At 37.9% G+C, this 15,937-nt stretch carries 16 protein-coding genes; 12 read left to right on the top strand and 4 right to left on the bottom strand.

Annotated features, from left to right (window positions below; genetic code table 11):
* Positions 1 to 221: 221 nt before the first annotated feature.
* Positions 222 to 1,364: an aminotransferase class I/II-fold pyridoxal phosphate-dependent enzyme gene (locus KP78_RS10430; protein ID WP_106388559.1), complete on the bottom strand. Its 1,143-nt coding sequence runs from the start codon at positions 1,362 to 1,364 to the stop codon at positions 222 to 224.
* 153 nt (positions 1,365 to 1,517) lie between these two features.
* Between KP78_RS10430 and corA the strand changes: the two genes are divergently transcribed.
* From corA to KP78_RS10450, 4 genes are all read left to right on the top strand, one after another.
* Positions 1,518 to 2,534: a magnesium/cobalt transporter CorA gene (corA, locus tag KP78_RS10435; protein WP_041088729.1), complete on the top strand. Its 1,017-nt coding sequence runs from the start codon at positions 1,518 to 1,520 to the stop codon at positions 2,532 to 2,534.
* Between the two features lie 99 nt (positions 2,535 to 2,633).
* On the top strand, positions 2,634 to 3,953 hold the full coding sequence (locus KP78_RS10440; protein ID WP_052474763.1) for an MFS transporter: 1,320 nt from the start codon (positions 2,634 to 2,636) through the stop codon (positions 3,951 to 3,953).
* Positions 3,954 to 4,132: 179 nt separating this feature from the next.
* Positions 4,133 to 4,576: a TlpA family protein disulfide reductase gene (locus KP78_RS10445; protein ID WP_041088731.1), complete on the top strand. Its 444-nt coding sequence runs from the start codon at positions 4,133 to 4,135 to the stop codon at positions 4,574 to 4,576.
* A gap of 176 nt (positions 4,577 to 4,752) precedes the next feature.
* Entirely contained in the window at positions 4,753 to 5,664 is a 912-nt protein-coding gene (locus KP78_RS10450) for a chemotaxis protein (RefSeq protein WP_041088733.1), read from the top strand.
* A 148-nt stretch (positions 5,665 to 5,812) separates the two neighbouring features.
* Here the strand turns inward: KP78_RS10450 and KP78_RS10455 are convergent, their stop codons facing one another.
* Positions 5,813 to 6,262, bottom strand: a complete 450-nt coding sequence (locus KP78_RS10455) for a YkyB family protein (RefSeq protein ID WP_041088735.1) — start codon at positions 6,260 to 6,262, stop codon at positions 5,813 to 5,815.
* 169 nt (positions 6,263 to 6,431) lie between these two features.
* Here KP78_RS10455 and KP78_RS10460 point away from each other — a divergent pair, with 169 nt between their 5' ends.
* Both KP78_RS10460 and KP78_RS10465 read left to right on the top strand, forming a co-directional pair.
* The gene (locus KP78_RS10460; RefSeq protein ID WP_041088737.1) at positions 6,432 to 7,964 is read left to right on the top strand and encodes a Ppx/GppA family phosphatase; all 1,533 of its coding nucleotides are present in this window, start codon (positions 6,432 to 6,434) and stop codon (positions 7,962 to 7,964) included.
* 87 nt (positions 7,965 to 8,051) lie between these two features.
* Positions 8,052 to 10,157, top strand: a complete 2,106-nt coding sequence (locus KP78_RS10465; protein ID WP_041088739.1) for an RNA degradosome polyphosphate kinase — start codon at positions 8,052 to 8,054, stop codon at positions 10,155 to 10,157.
* 137 nt (positions 10,158 to 10,294) lie between these two features.
* On the opposite strand, the gene KP78_RS10470 is transcribed toward KP78_RS10465, so the two are convergent.
* A complete protein-coding gene (locus tag KP78_RS10470; protein ID WP_041088741.1) occupies positions 10,295 to 11,161 on the bottom strand; it encodes a metallophosphoesterase in 867 nt (288 codons plus the stop codon).
* Between the two features lie 184 nt (positions 11,162 to 11,345).
* Between KP78_RS10470 and KP78_RS10475 the strand changes: the two genes are divergently transcribed.
* The 3 genes from KP78_RS10475 to KP78_RS10485 all read left to right on the top strand — a co-directional run bounded on the left by KP78_RS10475 (position 11,346) and on the right by KP78_RS10485 (position 12,735).
* Entirely contained in the window at positions 11,346 to 11,570 is a 225-nt protein-coding gene (locus tag KP78_RS10475; RefSeq protein ID WP_052474765.1) for a hypothetical protein, read from the top strand.
* Between the two features lie 109 nt (positions 11,571 to 11,679).
* On the top strand, positions 11,680 to 12,444 hold the full coding sequence (gene fadH / locus KP78_RS10480) for a 2,4-dienoyl-CoA reductase (RefSeq protein WP_041088743.1): 765 nt from the start codon (positions 11,680 to 11,682) through the stop codon (positions 12,442 to 12,444).
* Positions 12,445 to 12,501: 57 nt separating this feature from the next.
* A complete protein-coding gene (locus KP78_RS10485) occupies positions 12,502 to 12,735 on the top strand; it encodes a hypothetical protein (protein WP_041088745.1) in 234 nt (77 codons plus the stop codon).
* Positions 12,736 to 12,789: 54 nt separating this feature from the next.
* On the opposite strand, the gene KP78_RS10490 is transcribed toward KP78_RS10485, so the two are convergent.
* Positions 12,790 to 13,032, bottom strand: coding sequence for a glutaredoxin family protein (locus KP78_RS10490; RefSeq protein ID WP_041088747.1), 243 nt, complete (start codon positions 13,030 to 13,032; stop codon positions 12,790 to 12,792).
* 541 nt (positions 13,033 to 13,573) lie between these two features.
* Between KP78_RS10490 and KP78_RS10495 the strand changes: the two genes are divergently transcribed.
* The 3 genes from KP78_RS10495 (at position 13,574) to KP78_RS10505 (ending at position 15,931) form a co-directional block, all read left to right on the top strand.
* Positions 13,574 to 13,825 (top strand): YkuJ family protein, encoded by a 252-nt coding sequence (locus KP78_RS10495; protein ID WP_041088748.1) that lies wholly within the window; start codon positions 13,574 to 13,576, stop codon positions 13,823 to 13,825.
* Positions 13,826 to 13,958: 133 nt separating this feature from the next.
* Complete coding sequence (gene cbpB / locus KP78_RS10500; protein ID WP_041088749.1) at positions 13,959 to 14,408, top strand: cyclic-di-AMP-binding protein CbpB; 450 nt, start codon at positions 13,959 to 13,961, stop codon at positions 14,406 to 14,408.
* A gap of 17 nt (positions 14,409 to 14,425) precedes the next feature.
* Positions 14,426 to 15,931: an MDR family MFS transporter gene (locus KP78_RS10505; RefSeq protein WP_041088751.1), complete on the top strand. Its 1,506-nt coding sequence runs from the start codon at positions 14,426 to 14,428 to the stop codon at positions 15,929 to 15,931.
* The last annotated feature ends 6 nt before the right edge of the window (positions 15,932 to 15,937 follow it).

The raw sequence follows: 15,937 nt of genomic DNA on the forward strand, positions 1-15,937 counted from the left end.
CATAATGCTAGATCTATGCACCTTGTACATTTGGGTGATTTCATTGATTGAATAGGTTCCAATCTCACATGCATTCAAGATTTCTAATTTATCCTCCGCAGAGTAAGTTCTTTTAGGCGAAAAAAATACGCCCCTTTAAAGTAGCAGATTTTATTTTTAAATCTGTCTACCTAAAGGGGAGCATATCAGTATTTCTCGGCGGGTTTAATGATTTTTTGAAGTTATTTCTGTAGAAACAACTCCAGTCTTGAAAATGCTTCATTTAGGGAGTCTTGAGAGCAGGCATAAGAAATTCTTACAAAGCCTTCACCATTCGGATCGAAGGCTGTTCCAGGCACCATTCCAACTCTTGCTTCCTCGGCTGCTTTTACCGCAAAGTCAAATGAGCTTAATGAGGAGGGAATACCCGCAAGAAAATAAAATGCCCCATCTGGTTCGATGGTACGAAAACCAAGGCGGCGGAGATGCTGTCCAGTGATGGCTCTTCTCTTTGCATATTCTTCTCTCATTGGGAATGCATCATTGATTCCCGCTGTATAGGCAGCAAAAGCGGCCATCTGAGACACAGATGAAGCACAGGACACATTATATTGATGCACCTTGATGCATTCCTTAGCAAGCCATTCTGGGGCTAATAATACACCGATACGCCATCCTGTCATGGCATGTGATTTAGACAGTCCGTTGATGACGATGGTCCGATCTTTAATCATCGTCCCGATTGAAACATGTGGTTGATCATAAACAAGCTCACTGTATATTTCATCTGCTATCACGATCAAATCATGTTGAACGGCAAGATCTGCTATCGCTTGAAGCTCCGTTTTATCAAGGCTTACTCCAGTTGGATTTGATGGATACGGCAAAATAATACAGCTGGTAGCTGGTGTTAAATGATCTCTTAGCAAATCCGCAGTAAGCTTAAAATTTAAATTTGTTGTATTGACAAACACAGCCTTGGCCCCACACTGTGAAATAATGGGAGCATAGCCTGGATAGACAGGACTGGGCAGTAATACCTCATCACCTGGATTCAAAACGGTACGAAGAGCAGTATCAATTGCCTGAGATGCGCCATTTGTGACGATGATTTCGTTTGCAGGATTGTATTCAAGCTCATACTTTATCTTCATAAAATGACTGATGGCTTCTCTCAATTCCAAAAAGCCTGCATTATGAGTGTAGGAAGTATAATTATTTTGAATCGCTTGAATGGCTGCTTTTTTTATATGCTCAGGTGTTGCGAAGTCTGGTTGTCCGATCGTCAGTGAAATCATATCGTCAATACCTTGAATTCGGTTGAAAAATTGGCGGATTCCTGAAAGCTGAAGCTGTTTCACTTCATTATTGATTTTAGGTGTCAAAACCGTTCCCTCCATTTCTTATATAAAGGCTATTTTAGCACTTCATTAAGTGAAAGGGCACTTGAAAATCATAAGAAATAATACAATATGGTTAAAAAGAATTAAAATAGGATATATCAATTATACATATTCATTGAGAGAGGACGACCATTTATGATCAGGACGTTAGCCTTGCAGCATGATGGGCATATTGTACAGAACGTGCCTTTACGGGACATAGCGAAAAATGGGTACCACTGGTATTGGATTGATTTTGATGAGCCGACTAAACGTGAGGAAAAAGAGCTTACACGATTTTTTCGTTTTCATCCGCTTGCAGTAGAGGATTGTTTAGAAAATAGTCACCAGCGTCCTAAAATGGATAATTACGGTCATTACATATTTTTATTAGTGCACGCATTAAATAAAGGAACTTTTGATCCGCTGGAACTTGATCTGTTTGTAAATGAGCGCATGCTCGTTACTTTTCATTACAATTCTCTTGTTAGTGTGAATCAGGTATGGAATATAATAGGTGCAGGAGGACAAACTATTCGCTACGATGATCCTGTATCGATTGTTCATATGATTATCGATACAATTGTAGACGAGTACTTTCCTTTTGTTTATGAAATCGAGGATCGTCTAAACCAGATCGAAGAAAAAACAGATGAAAATTCATCGCGAAGTTTAATGGATGAGCTGTTTGATGTGCGTCATGATATGCAAAAATTACGACGATCTCTCATGCCGATGAGAGATCTATTATACCGCGTGCTTAATTCAAATAGAATTTCGTTTGCAAAAGAACAGCAGCATTATTTTCAAGATGTCTATGACCATGTCATGAAGCTAGTAGAGATGCTTGAATCATATAGAGAATTTTCCTCAGATGTGCGTGACAACTATATTTCAATTAGTTCAGATAAAATGAACAATATTATGATGACACTTACGGTAATAACGACGATTTTTATGCCGCTTACGTTTATTGCAGGGCTGTATGGAATGAATTTTATCTATATGCCGGAGCTGCGCCACCCCTATGCCTACTTTATTGTACTGGCTATTATGGCAGCAATTGCCTTCACGATGTTTATGGTGTTTAAAAAAATTGGCTGGCTGACATTCTCCCGTTCAAAAAAGAAAAAAAGAAGACGTATTTTTCTTTCTAAAAAGTTCATGAAATGATGAAAGTCCCATAGTTGGGGCTTTTTTGTTAATGTATTGTAAAAGAGAAGGAAAAAGGTGTTAGAAAATGGAATACCTATGGCATATGGAGGTGTTATCATGCAAAGTCAACCAGTGCAAAATCATCACATGCCAAGAAGTGGATGGAAGCTATACATGTCTTTACCTATTCTTTCTTGGGCTTTTTACGATTTCGCGAATACTATCTTTTCATCCAACATTAATACTGTCTTCTTTCCATTTTATTTAAATGAAACGGTTGGCGGAAGTGAAGTCATGAATCAAGTAGCAAGTACGTTTATTTCCTATGCCAACGCATTTGCCAGTTTTTTATTAGTGATCTTTTCACCGCTCTATGGTGTTTGGATTGATCAGACTGCTCAAAAGAAAAAGTATATCGTATGGTTTGCATCGATTTCAATCGCAGGAACCTTTTTAATGGGGTTCTTCGCAACAATGAAAAGCAATGCAGAAATGTTTGGTCTTCCGCTCAGTTTATTGCTTGTGGTGGTAATGTTTGTCGTAGCCAAATTCTTCTTTAACAGCAGTTTAGTATTTTATGACACGATGATGAGCGATTTGGGTACAAAGGAAGAAATGCCGCTTATTTCAGGGTTTGGGGTAGCGGTAGGATACCTTGGAACCATCGTTGGTCTGTCTGTTTATTTGATCATTCAGGAAGGCAGTTCAGAACAGGCATTTATTCCAACAGCCATTTTATATTTGTTGTTTTCACTGCCATTATTCTTCTTTATAAAAGATCCGCCTAAGAAGATTATCGTAACGAAAAAGCACGGCTTTTTTTCAGGATATAAAGAAATATACGCTACGTTTAAAGATATGAAATCTCATAAAAATGTTTTTACTTTTATGATTGCTTATTTCTTTTTAAACGATGCGATCGCAACTACAATTGCCATGATGGCCATTTATGCCACAGCAGTTGTTGGGTTTGGTACGGGAGAATTTATTCTTCTTTATTTAATTTCTACTATTACAGCTGTATTGGGTTCTTTTATTTTTGGTTATATTACGAAACGGATTGGATCTAAAAAAGCTGTCTCCATTGTAGCCATTATACTGATTATTGCTTTAATTATTGCAGTGCTAGCAACTGCTCAGTGGATGTTTTGGATCGCTGGCAGCTTGATTGGTGTTGCTTTGGGATCGATGTGGGTGACATCAAGAACGCTCATTGTTGAACTGACTCCTGAGGAAAAACGAGGCCAGTTTTTTGGATTATTTGCCTTTTCTGGTAAAGTGTCGTCGATAATCGGCCCCCTTATTTACGGGACAATTACCTATAACTTAGCTAGCTATGGAAATATAGCCAGCAGGATCGCCCTATCTTCATTGATCATAATGACTGTAATTGGTCTAATTATTCATTTACGGGTTAAGCAGCCTGTTATTTCATAAATGTTAACAATAGCAGATACCGATAATTAGCAATTCTGCTATCCGACCGCTTAAAGTCTGACCTCTGCTTTTTCATATGTTGTCTCTTCGATAGGTTTCAGCATACATTAACACATAGCATACTATGTTGTTCTTCATAATTTGAAGAGTATGAGTTGAGCTTAAGGAGGTTGTACAGCATGAAATTAAGAGAAGAAATGCCGGAGCTTGATGGTGCCGTGAACTGGTTAAATCGGAAAGTCACTAAAAATGAACTTGTAGGTGAAAAACCAACTCTTTTTCATTTTTGGTCGGTTAGTTGTCATTTATGTAAAAAGGCATTGTTAGATATCAATAAATTACGTGATGACTATAGAGAGGAATTAAATGTAGTGGCGGTTCACATGCCGCGTATAAAGAGCGATCATGATATCAATGTAATTAAACAAACTTCATGTGATCATGACATTACTCAGCCAATCTATCTCGACGGCAAGTTTATACTAACAGATGCTTTCGGAACTCGAACTGTACCAGCCTATTATATATTTGATAGAAACGGCCAGCTACGCCATTTTCAAGCAGGTGGAAATGGAATGAAGATGCTTCAAACAAGGCTGAGAAGAATATTGGGGAAGGGGTAGAAGCTGGAGGGGACCTTTTGATTAAAATAGCTAATATCATGATAACTATTTAACAGAATGAAAGTTAACCAGCTGTTCTCGAACAGCTGGTTAACTTTTTGTTGTTCATTGCCGATAGTAAGAATAATGATGATTGCTTGCTATTAAATATGAAGAAATCTGAAAGGGTGATTCAAATGCATGAACATAAGGGAATATTGCTTGAAAGTGGTACAAATGAACTTGAAATTGTAGAATTCGAAATAAATGGTAGTTTTTACGGAATAAATGTTATTAAGGTAAAGGAGATTATTCAGCCGATCCCTGTTACAGTAATTCCGCACTCACATTCTAACGTTGAAGGGATTATTCACTTGCGTGGAGAGGTTCTTCCAGTAGTTGATATTAGAAAAGTACTTGGAGCCCCAATTAAAAATGAATCATTTCAAGAAAAATACATAGTAGCGGAATTTAATAAGCTAAAGGTCGTCTTTCATGTAGACAATGTATCTCAAATTCACCGTATTTCCTGGGAGCAAATTGAAAAGCCTTCAGAGCTATATCAGGGAGGAGACAGCCCAGTTGTTGGGGTGGTGAAGCGGGAGAACAATATGCTGTTACTGTTGGATTTTGAACGGATTATCCTTGAGATTAGTCCTGATTCAGGGATCAATGTAGGGAGGTTAAAAAAACTTGGGCAAAGGGAACGCTCTTCAAAAAAATTGATGGTTGCAGAAGACTCACCGCTCCTTCGGAAACTGCTGCTCGATACATTGACAGAGGCTGGATTTGAGCAGGTAGAGTTTTTTGAGAATGGATTCGATGCTTACGCCTATCTTGAAAATATTGTTCAGTCTAATAGGAGTGAAAAGATCGGTGAGCATGTACACCTTTTAATCACAGACATTGAAATGCCAAAAATGGACGGACATCATCTTACACGCAAAGTGAAAGAGCACGCTCAATTAAACAGCCTTCCTATTATCATTTTTTCATCACTAATCACAGATGATTTAAAGCATAAAGGTGAAAAAGTAGGAGCGGATGATCAAATTAGCAAGCCGGAAATTGCAGAACTTGTTCAAAGCATCGATCGGCTCGCCCTTTAAAAAAAGCTATGTTAAAGTCCATTGTTGATTTTAGCAGAGCGTTGATTGGAGCGTCTGCAGTGGAAATCAACAGACACGGTTAACAAAGCCATAAAAAAAAGAGGCTGCTGTTAATACTGATAAGTATTAATCGCAAGCCTCTTAATTTTTATTCCCCTAATCTTTTGAAAATGGGTTTTTGATAGGTTTTTTTCTTGTGTGGGGATTGTTCGGTGGTTATTTCTTTTAATCCCGTATAGGATTGCAGGATTGTTTTAGCTTCGCGAAGACCCATTCGTGTTTTTGGGTTTCTCATTGCTTCTATCATTTTGCCGAGATGTGGAAGATGGGTAAAATCTTCTTTTTGAGGTGGGATATGAAATAAATACTCTCCGCATTTTATTAATACATCTGAACGCTGTTGGCTAAGGCCTGGATTGTTGGAAAACTGCAGACCGATTTTTTTCGCTTTTCCTTCGTTAACCAGCTGTATAAGGGCTTCTTTTTTCAATTGATAAAGAAATTTAGGATTAGAAGCAGTTTTAGCGTGACGATTCACGGTGAAAATTGCCTGTGATAGAGAAGACAAGTGCTCTTGTATCTGTTCCTGATCAGACAATTCAATCACTCCTTTTCTCCATATAATATAAAGTGTAAGTAAATTATAGTCGCTTCAAGCAAATTTGAAAAGGAAAGCCCAATTTTTCATCAAAATTATATTAGTAGTAGAGATTATTTACATAGATTATAATTAAATTACAGTATATTCAGAACTTGGAGATGGGATAATGAAACAAAAAACGGCAGTAATAGATATAGGCTCAAATACTATACGACTTGTCATTTATGACTATGAGCAAGACAAAGGAATGAAAGAAATTGAAAACATTAAGACTGCTGCAAGACTTAGAACCTATTTAGATGCAAATGGAGTGATGGAAAGAGAAGGAATTGAAACGCTGATAACCACCTTACATGCTTTTAAAGAAATTATCGAATATCATCATTTAACTGATATACGAATAGCTGCCACAGCAGCTATTCGCCAGGCAAAGAACCAGCTGGAAATTGTTAAGGAGGTTGAAGAGACAACTGGGTTTCGTGTTACTATTTTGTCAGAAAATGAAGAAGCTTATTATGGTTATCTCGCTGTTGTGCATACTACACCGATCGATTCAGCCGTTACAGTTGATATTGGAGGGGGAAGCACAGAGGTTACTTATTTTGAAAACAAACAGTTAAAATACTCACATAGTTTTGCGTTTGGGGTAGTATCATTGAAAAAAGACTTTATGTCAGGCGAAAAGATGACGGCAGAAGAAAAACAAAATCTTTCGCGTTTTCTTGTTCAGCAATTTTACTTACTACCCTGGTTGAAAAACAAAAATGTGCCAATTATTGCAATAGGGGGGAGTGCGCGAAATATCGCACTTATTGATCAGCATGTTCGTAACTACCCAATTGCAGGCGTTCATCAATATTGGATGACAAGGGAAGCTCTTTTCACTATCAAAGACGAGCTTATTACGATGAACAGAAGTCAGCTAGAAAAGCTTGACGGTTTATCCAGTGATCGAATTGATATTATTGCACCTTCAGCAGAAGTATTTTGTCAGCTGTATGATGTTGTTCAAGCTAAAGGTTTTATGTTTAGCCGAAAAGGCTTGCGAGATGGTTTAATGTTAAAAGAATTAATGAGCCAGTTTGATGCCCCTCTTGATCGAGAGCATGTTTTTCAAAATAGTTTAAAAGAATTATCATTTGAATATTCCGTGGATAAGGAAAGTGCAGAGCAGATGATGTACATCGCTTTGGAGCTTTATGAGCAATTGTCAGAGCTCGGTTTCTTTGATTACAGGGAGGACTTGCTGCTTCTTTTGAAGCGAGGTGCCTACTTGTATTATTTAGGTGAATATATCGACTCCGATTCTGTCAGTCAGCACACCTTTTATTTGATTGCTAACCGTTCAATCGATGGGGTGCTGCATAGAGACCGCATTAAAATTGCTGCCCTTGCTTCTTTTAAGAATAAATCAACGTTAAAGCAGTTTTTGGTACCTTTTACAAGCTGGTTTACAAAAGAAGAAATGCAGCAAATGCGTGAACTTGGAGCACTCCTGAAATTTGCATACAGCTTAAACAGCTCCAAACGAGATATTGTTAAACAACTTGAGGTTGGGAAAAATGATTCTGGATTAACGATTACTGTCTATGCAACAGGTAATACATTGGCAGAGGAATACCAAGCTGAAAAACAAAAGAAACATTTAGAAAAAAGCATTAAAACGACAATTGACCTAGTTTTTATAGATATTCATTAAAACACGGCCTAATTATTCTTTTATAATCTACTAAATAGAAATATCCAAATAATAGCAATAATTATTAAATGATAAGGATGTGTATTTATGTTGCCGCCTTTGATTGGTGATCGTTTAGATTTACCGAACAATTATAATAATCGGGAGCTAAGCTGGCTTGCTTTTAATGAACGGGTATTATACGAATCGCTGGATAATTCAAACCCGCTGTTGGAAAAGTTGAAGTTTTTAGCGATCTTTAGTTCGAATTTGGACGAGTTTTTCATGGTTCGGGTTGCCGGTCTAAAAGATCAGGTGAAGGCAGGCTTTAATAAACCCGAAAACAAAGCAGGAATGACCCCAAAAGAGCAGTTGGAGGAAATTTCAAAATATAATCACCAACTGGTAGAACTTCAGGATGAGACTTTTCTTACTAAACTTCTTCCGGAGCTTGAACGTGAAAGAATCTTTTTTAAGGAAATGGGCGAATTAACGGAAGACCAGCTCATTTATTTAGAAAGGTTTTTTGATGACCAGGTGTTTCCTGTCTTGACTCCAATGGCAGTTGATGCATACAGACCTTTTCCAATGATGTTAAATAAAAGTCTTAATTTAATTATTCGTTTAGAAAATATTGACATAGTCGAGGACGAACATATCGTGAAGGTTGCCTTAGTACAGGTGCCAGCCGTATTAAATAGGTTTATCCGTATTCCTTCTGAAAAGACGGATACATTTGTTTTACTGGAAGATGTCATGATGCATTTTATGTGGAAAATGTTTGTTGGGTATCAGGTGAAATCCATTAGTTTGTTTCGAATAACCCGCAATGCAGACCTAACGATTCATGAGGAAGGTGCTCGAGACCTTTTGTTAGAAATTGAAAAGGAATTAAAGAAAAGAAAATGGGGGTCCGCAGTACGATTAGAACTACAGGATCAAGGCATGGACAGTGACATGCTTGAATATTTGCTGGAAGAGCTAGAAATTCATGAAGGTGATGTCTATTCCGTAAAAGGTCCGTTGGATCTTACGTTTCTTTTTCAGTTTGTTAAAGCTGTTCAGTTGAATAGAGATCATCTATTATTTGAGTCATTTATCCCACAGCCGCCAGAGGATCTTTCATCTCATGAGAATTTATTCGAAAAAGCGCTCCAGCAGGATTTGTTTTTTCATCATCCGTATGAATCCTTTGGTCCGATTGTAGATTTTGTCAGCGATGCAGCAGACGATCCTGACGTTTTAGCGATCAAACAAACGCTATATCGAGTCAGTGGCGGTTCCCCTGTTATTGAAGCACTGAAAAGGGCAGCAGAAAATGGGAAGCAAGTCACAGTTCTCGTAGAGCTGAAGGCTCGGTTTGACGAAGAGAATAATGTCCAATGGGCGAAAGAGCTTGAACAAGCCGGTTGTCACGTGATTTATGGAATGAATTTTTTAAAAACACATAGTAAAATCACGTTAGTTGTTAGAAGAAGAAATGGGAAAATTGAACGTTTTGTTCATTTAGGGACTGGAAATTATAATGATCAAACGGCAAAGTTATATACAGATATGGCGATCATTACAACAAAAAGAAATTTTGGTGTTGATGCAACAAATTTTTTCAATTACTTAAGCGGTTATACAGAAAAACCGAGCTACCACCATCTTGTTGTAGCACCATATAGTATTCGTGATGAATTTTGCAAACTTGTCGATCAAGAGATCAAAAGTCATAAACAATTTGGAAACGGATTAATTATGGCCAAAATGAATTCTCTTACAGATAAGGAATTGATCATGAAATTATATGAAGCATCCTGTGCAGGTGTCAAGGTTAATTTAATCGTTCGTGGGATTTGCTGTCTCCGCCCGGGCATTAAAGGTGTGAGTGAGAACATTCAGGTCCGAAGTATTATTGGGCGTTTTTTAGAGCATAGCAGAATTTATTACTTTTACCACAATGGAGAAGAAAACATCTATTTATCCTCTGCAGATTTAATGACAAGAAATATGGAGAAAAGGGTCGAGATATTATTTCCAATCCATGATGCTATTCATAAAGTAAGATTGTTGTCAATATTAGAGCTTCAAATGAGTGATAATCAGAAAGCGCGCTATCAGGATGCCAATGGACGCTATCATTATGTGGATCAATCATTATCGATCCCTATTCATTCTCAGCAGGTATTATTACGAGAGGCTTATCGATTAAGGGAAGATGAAGAATAAAATTTAATGTCTCATACTATTAGCAAAATTATATACCTTACAGTATTACTAAAGTTCTATTTACATTCATTTCATATTTCAACTTTTGATATAATTGTGGATATGTGTCCATAATAAAGAAGGATCTGGGGACAGTTTCAGGTCTTTCTTTTTAATGTGATAATAGAAATTTCTGGTGTAGATAATAAACGAAAAGGCATTCTTGTAGTGCCAAGACCGCGATTTACATAGATAGAGGTTGGTCGATCACCCTCGATTAAGTCATAGCGTCCTTCTATGTAATTCTCAGCGTAGGGTGGAACAATAAGAGCTCCGAAGAACGGGATTTGTATTTGGCCTCCATGACTATGGCCGCTTAACTGCAGGTCAAATTTCCCTGCCAAGTCTGCCAGATCCGGAGCATGGGATAGAAAAATATGAAAGGGATCATCTTCAATCATATTAAAAATTGAAGTGAAATCGGGTCTTCCCAACATGGGCTCATCAATACCGGAAAGTAAAATGTCATCATTCCCCTTCTTGATTTTTACAAATTCATTTCTCAAAAGGGAAAAACCAGCTTTTTGCATTAATTCAGCATAGAGATCAGTTCCATAGCCCCCATGATCGTGATTACCATATACCGCATATTTCCCTAAAGGTGCAGAAAGAGGAGCCAGCAATGAAGGCAGGTCATGTATTCGACTATATTGATTTGGCTTATCGATCAAATCTCCAGTGAAAACAATCAAGTCAGGTTTATACGACTGAATAATTTGGACATGTTTTTTTAATTGCCGTTTAGAGTAGTGATACCCAATATGAGTATCACTAAATTGTACAATTTTGATTCCGTTAAATCGCAGAGGTACCGCCTCCGATTCAAATGATAGGGCAGATATCGCCAGTCGGTTCGGTTCAATATACCTTGCGTAGACATAACCCCAAAATCCAATTACGATAGATCCAAGAAGGCAAGCAGTGACTTTTTTTAAAAAGGTTCTTCTCGACATCTTTTCGATCATACTTATCATCACCCTTGTCATTTTTCTGGGAATGCAGCTTGCCCTATTATAATCAGGGAACAGCTAATTTGTATATGGATAATAAGGATGATCAAGATTTCCTTTATATTGACATATGGTCAAACCTGATATACGGTATCATTATCGTAGATTTTGAACGAAAAAGACAAAGGGGTTTATAACCGTGAAAAAAGGTATTCAGCTTGACATATTGCGTATTCCCACAGCTCAGGGAACGATTATCGTTTATACAGAAGGCTTTAAGGATGAAGGTTCAAGAGGTCGGGTGTTTGCAGAAATGAACGGTCAATCTGTTTCTTCTGCTGGCCACAATCGTAAACGCACGATTGTTAGGACGATCGCACAGCTTCATCAAAAGCTTTCCATGTCCCAAGATTTATCGCAATAATATCAAAACACCTTATGACTATTATGTCATAAGGTGTTTTGATATTTAGGGAATAAATATGGTACTATTGTGAGTGAATATTCATTCATTAATGATTGGGGGGCTTCATATGGGAGAAAAAGTTATTATTATCACCGGTGGTTCAAATGGGATGGGGAAATACATGGCCAGCCGCTTTGTAAAGGATGGTCACGCTGTTTTAATCACAGGCAGGGATGAAGAAAAACTTGAATCAGCTCAAAAGGAATTACAGAGTGAAAAGGGGAAAATAGAGCATTTTCAAATGGACGTTCGTCAACCTGAAATGGCGGAAGAAATGATTAAGGAAGCTGTGAGGAAGTTTGGTCGTGTAGATGGGCTGGTTAACAATGCAGCAGGAAATTTTATATGCCCAGTTGAAAAGCTATCTCCGAATGGCTGGAAATCAGTCATTGATATTGTGTTAAATGGCACATTTTATTGCTCCAAGGCAACGGGTGCTTATTGGATTGAAAATGGTATTAAAGGGAGCATTATAAATATGGTTGCGACGTATGCCTGGAATGCTGGAGCGGGTGTTGCCCATTCTGCTGCTGCTAAGGCTGGTGTACTATCGTTGACTAGAACGCTGGCTGTTGAATGGGGACATCAATATGGAATTCGAGCAAACGCTATTGCACCTGGTCCAATCGAACGAACAGGGGGAGCTGACAAACTTTGGGAGTCTGAGGAAGCAGCGGAACGAACGCTGGCTTCAGTTCCTCTTGGAAGGCTAGGTACACCTGAAGAGATTGCAGCACTTGCAGCATTTTTATTTTCTGATGAAGCTGGCTATATTAATGGTGACTGTATTACGATGGATGGCGGACAATGGCTAAATCGATTTCCTTTTTAGTTAAATGAATGAAATCATGAAACTAATGCATCCTAACTAGAAAAGGATGTGGTTTGATTGAGCCAGTGGATGATCATATTAGCAATTGTTTTTCTTATAATAAGTGTTATTGCAGCTGTTATGACATTAAAAATAACAGCAGGTCAATCGGATGGGAAAAACGAAAAGGACGATTCAATACCGGAAGGACCTGGGAGACATCGTGTTACATTAAACCCCATTTTCTTAACGTATATTTTTGCAGCCGTATTAAGCTTAGGTTATATTATGTATTGGATGTTTAAAACATAAAAGCCAGCGTAGGAAAGATGTTTACATACATTCTTTCCTACACTGGCTTTTAGATTAGCTGGATATATTTAATTTTAGTGCAAGTTCTTCTAAATTGTATCCGCGAATAATATGTTTATCATCGACAACCACTGTAGGTGTGGAGTAAGAGGATAACTGGTTAATCATGTATTGACGTGAGGAATCATCTGTCTTTATATTTTTTTCCTGAAACTGAATATGGTTAGCGTTTAAAAACCGTTTTACAACTTCACAAGGCGGGCATTCCGGCTGAGTATACAGTACAACCTTTTGCAAGCAGATCACTTCCTGACTATATTAATTTGTTTCCTTTCTTTGTATCTATTAGTTTGTAGTATGTTTGCTTGTGTGTCAAAACATATGCAATTATTCCAATTCATTAACCGCCTGTTATTAATAGTCCGGTGACGGATAGGAGAGCTATTTGGTACAATCATTCAGGTAAACATTCTAATTGGCTGATAGATCATATAGAAAGACTGCAGGAAATTCTCAGATTTTAAAGAATAATAGACTGAATATCAAAAGAGTGTTCACATTTAAAAAGTTATGGTATAGTATTCCTTGTTTTGTGATGATCGGATTAGGGAAACATGAAGATAATTGATTTCAACAGATTACAATTGGTGGCGTGGGACAGATCGGCGGCGTTCACAGATTGATTGTCATCAATTGATGTTACTATCCAAGTGCTGCAACTGACTTTAAAGTGATTTAGATCAGATGAGGTCACAACTCTATATGCGAGCAGCAAATATTAATGGGAAAACAATGATGTGAAATGTCATTTAATTTATTTGGAAGGGAGAATAAACATATGTCTCAGTTAATGGGGATTATTCAACGTTTAAAAACGTTGCAAGAGCAAGATGATAGTGGGGATATACAATCAAGATTCTTCGAAGTTAACGGAAAAAGGATCTGTCAGGTAAAGTACTTTTCTGCTACTGATACGTTTGAGCTTGAAGTTTACAGTAAAGACAAAAAACCTCAAAAATATCCGTTTGATAATATCGACATGACAGCAATTGAAATATATGAACTGCTGCAAGAAGAAAATGAGCTATAGAAGAGAGCCGGTGCTTCCGGTTCTTTTTTTTTGACCACAATTCATATGAAAAGACATGTGTGACGTTCTGCCTTAATGGGTAATGTATGGTATGATGATAGAGGAAAGTATTTGAAAAAAGGGGTATATTGCGATGATTTCAATAGATCATAAAGACTTTTTAGAAATGTCAATTGAACAATTTATTATCCCATCTGAAAAAATTGCGCATGTGCAGATGAGCAATACGCTTGAGCATGCGATATTGCTCTTAACAAAGAGTGGTTATTCAGCGATTCCAGTACTGGACACAGCTTATCATTTAAAGGGATTAGTAAGCTCTCAGCTAATAACAGATTCCATTTTAGGGCTTGAACGTATTGAATTTGAACGACTTGATGAGAAAAAGGTGGAGGATGTTATGCAGACGGATATTCCCCATCTTAAACCAACCGATCAATTTCAATATGCCTTAAATTTATTGGTTAATCATCCATTTTTGTGCGTGATGGATGAAAAAGGGTATTTTGTGGGACTGATGACTAGACGAGTCATGCTTAAACAATTACAACGCCATATACATAGACAAATTCAGCGGTCTTAATTAGTGGGTAACAAGCCATGAACGCAGCAGAAGAAAAACAGAAAAGACTGAAATACCGGCCATTTATTTTAGCCTCCGTCATGCTTGCTATGTTCGTCGGTGCGATTGAAGCGACAATCGTTTCCACTGCAATGCCAGCAATTGCAGCTGACCTTGGAGGATTTCAATTGTACAGCTGGGTATTTGCTTCCTATTTACTGATGAGTACTGTCACTGTATTAATTTATGGCAGACTTTCCGATTTATTCGGCAGAAGACCCGTTATGACATTTGGAATGCTCTTATTTTTAGGCGGCTCCATTTTGTGTGGATTTGCTCCAAACATGGAGTGGCTGATTGCCTTCCGATTTATTCAGGGACTTGGAGCAGGCGCAGTTCTGCCGATCGCAACGACCATTGTTGGGGATATCTATTCAAAAGAAGAAAGAGCAAAAATTCAAGGGTATTTATCTAGTGTTTGGGGTATTTCAGCCGTTATAGGTCCGGTAATTGGTGGTCTATTAGTGGTAACAGCAGGCTGGCAATATGTTTTTTGGGTGAATATTCCACTAGGCCTTCTTTCATTAATTGGATTATGGGTGTTTTTAAAAGAAAATGTTGAAAAGAAAAAGCATCATATTGATTACAAGGGGACGATATTACTTACAGCTGGACTGAGTATTTTACTTTATATACTCGTGGAAGGCGGGGGGGCGGTTTCCTGGACATCATGGATCATTTTTGCACTTTTAGCGGGAGCAGCATTTTTTTTGACATGGTTTATCCATCACGAGCTGCATACGGAAGATCCGATGATGTCTTTTTCCATTTGGAAGAATAGATCTATCTTAATTGCAAATATTGTTTCACTTGCTACCGGTGTGCTACTTATTGGTATTTCAAGCTATTTGCCAGCGTTTGTAACAGGGGTGATGGAACAAAGTGCTAGAGTTGCTGGTTTTACGCTAACAGCGATGTCAATCGGATGGCCGATATCAGCGATCATTGCAGGAAAGATGCTAATACGAATCGGCTATTATCGGACCTCTCTAATCGGTGGCCTTTTTCTTGTATTAGGTACTATTTCATTTGTATTAATGGAGCCAGTTCATGGGCCATTATGGGCTGCCATGTCTTCCTTTTTTGTTGGAGTAGGCATGGGGTTCACTAGCACATCATTTATCGTTTCCATTCAAAGTGCAGTCGCCTGGAATCAAAGAGGTGCAGCTACTGCCGCAAATATTTTTATGCGTAATTTGGGGAGTACGGTTGGTGTCGCTTTGCTTGGGGGCATCTTAAATAATCAATTGCGGTCTTCCTTCGAAGAAAGTTCTATAGATGAGGTTCAATCGTTTGATGTAGATTCAGTAAATGAATTGTTAACGGCTGAAGGCAGAAATAATCTTGCTCCCGATGTACTAGATTCACTGCAGCAGGCCATGATAAGCGGATTAAATGATGTCTATTCAGTAGTATTAGCAGTCGCAGTTCTGAGTTTAGCATTAATTCTTTTTTTGCCAAGAAAAGATAATGAGGAGTTATAGAGGAGG

Origin of the sequence: Jeotgalibacillus soli (genome assembly GCF_000829435.1) — a bacterium.
GTDB lineage: Bacteria > Bacillota > Bacilli > Bacillales > Jeotgalibacillaceae > Jeotgalibacillus > Jeotgalibacillus soli.

Bases quoted from the DNA above. Each gene is read 5' to 3' on its own strand.
- KP78_RS10505 (WP_041088751.1), top strand. From the start codon at position 14,426: ATGAACGCAGCAGAAGAAAAACAGAAAAGACTGAAATACCGGCCATTT.
- KP78_RS10470 (WP_041088741.1), bottom strand. From the start codon at position 11,161: ATGATCGAAAAGATGTCGAGAAGAACCTTTTTAAAAAAAGTCACTGCT.
- KP78_RS10460 (WP_041088737.1), top strand. From the start codon at position 6,432: ATGAAACAAAAAACGGCAGTAATAGATATAGGCTCAAATACTATACGA.
- KP78_RS10465 (WP_041088739.1), top strand. From the start codon at position 8,052: ATGTTGCCGCCTTTGATTGGTGATCGTTTAGATTTACCGAACAATTAT.
- KP78_RS10445 (WP_041088731.1), top strand. From the start codon at position 4,133: ATGAAATTAAGAGAAGAAATGCCGGAGCTTGATGGTGCCGTGAACTGG.
- fadH (WP_041088743.1), top strand. From the start codon at position 11,680: ATGGGAGAAAAAGTTATTATTATCACCGGTGGTTCAAATGGGATGGGG.
- KP78_RS10440 (WP_052474763.1), top strand. From the start codon at position 2,634: ATGCAAAGTCAACCAGTGCAAAATCATCACATGCCAAGAAGTGGATGG.
- KP78_RS10495 (WP_041088748.1), top strand. From the start codon at position 13,574: ATGTCTCAGTTAATGGGGATTATTCAACGTTTAAAAACGTTGCAAGAG.
- cbpB (WP_041088749.1), top strand. From the start codon at position 13,959: ATGATTTCAATAGATCATAAAGACTTTTTAGAAATGTCAATTGAACAA.
- corA (WP_041088729.1), top strand. From the start codon at position 1,518: ATGATCAGGACGTTAGCCTTGCAGCATGATGGGCATATTGTACAGAAC.
- KP78_RS10450 (WP_041088733.1), top strand. From the start codon at position 4,753: ATGCATGAACATAAGGGAATATTGCTTGAAAGTGGTACAAATGAACTT.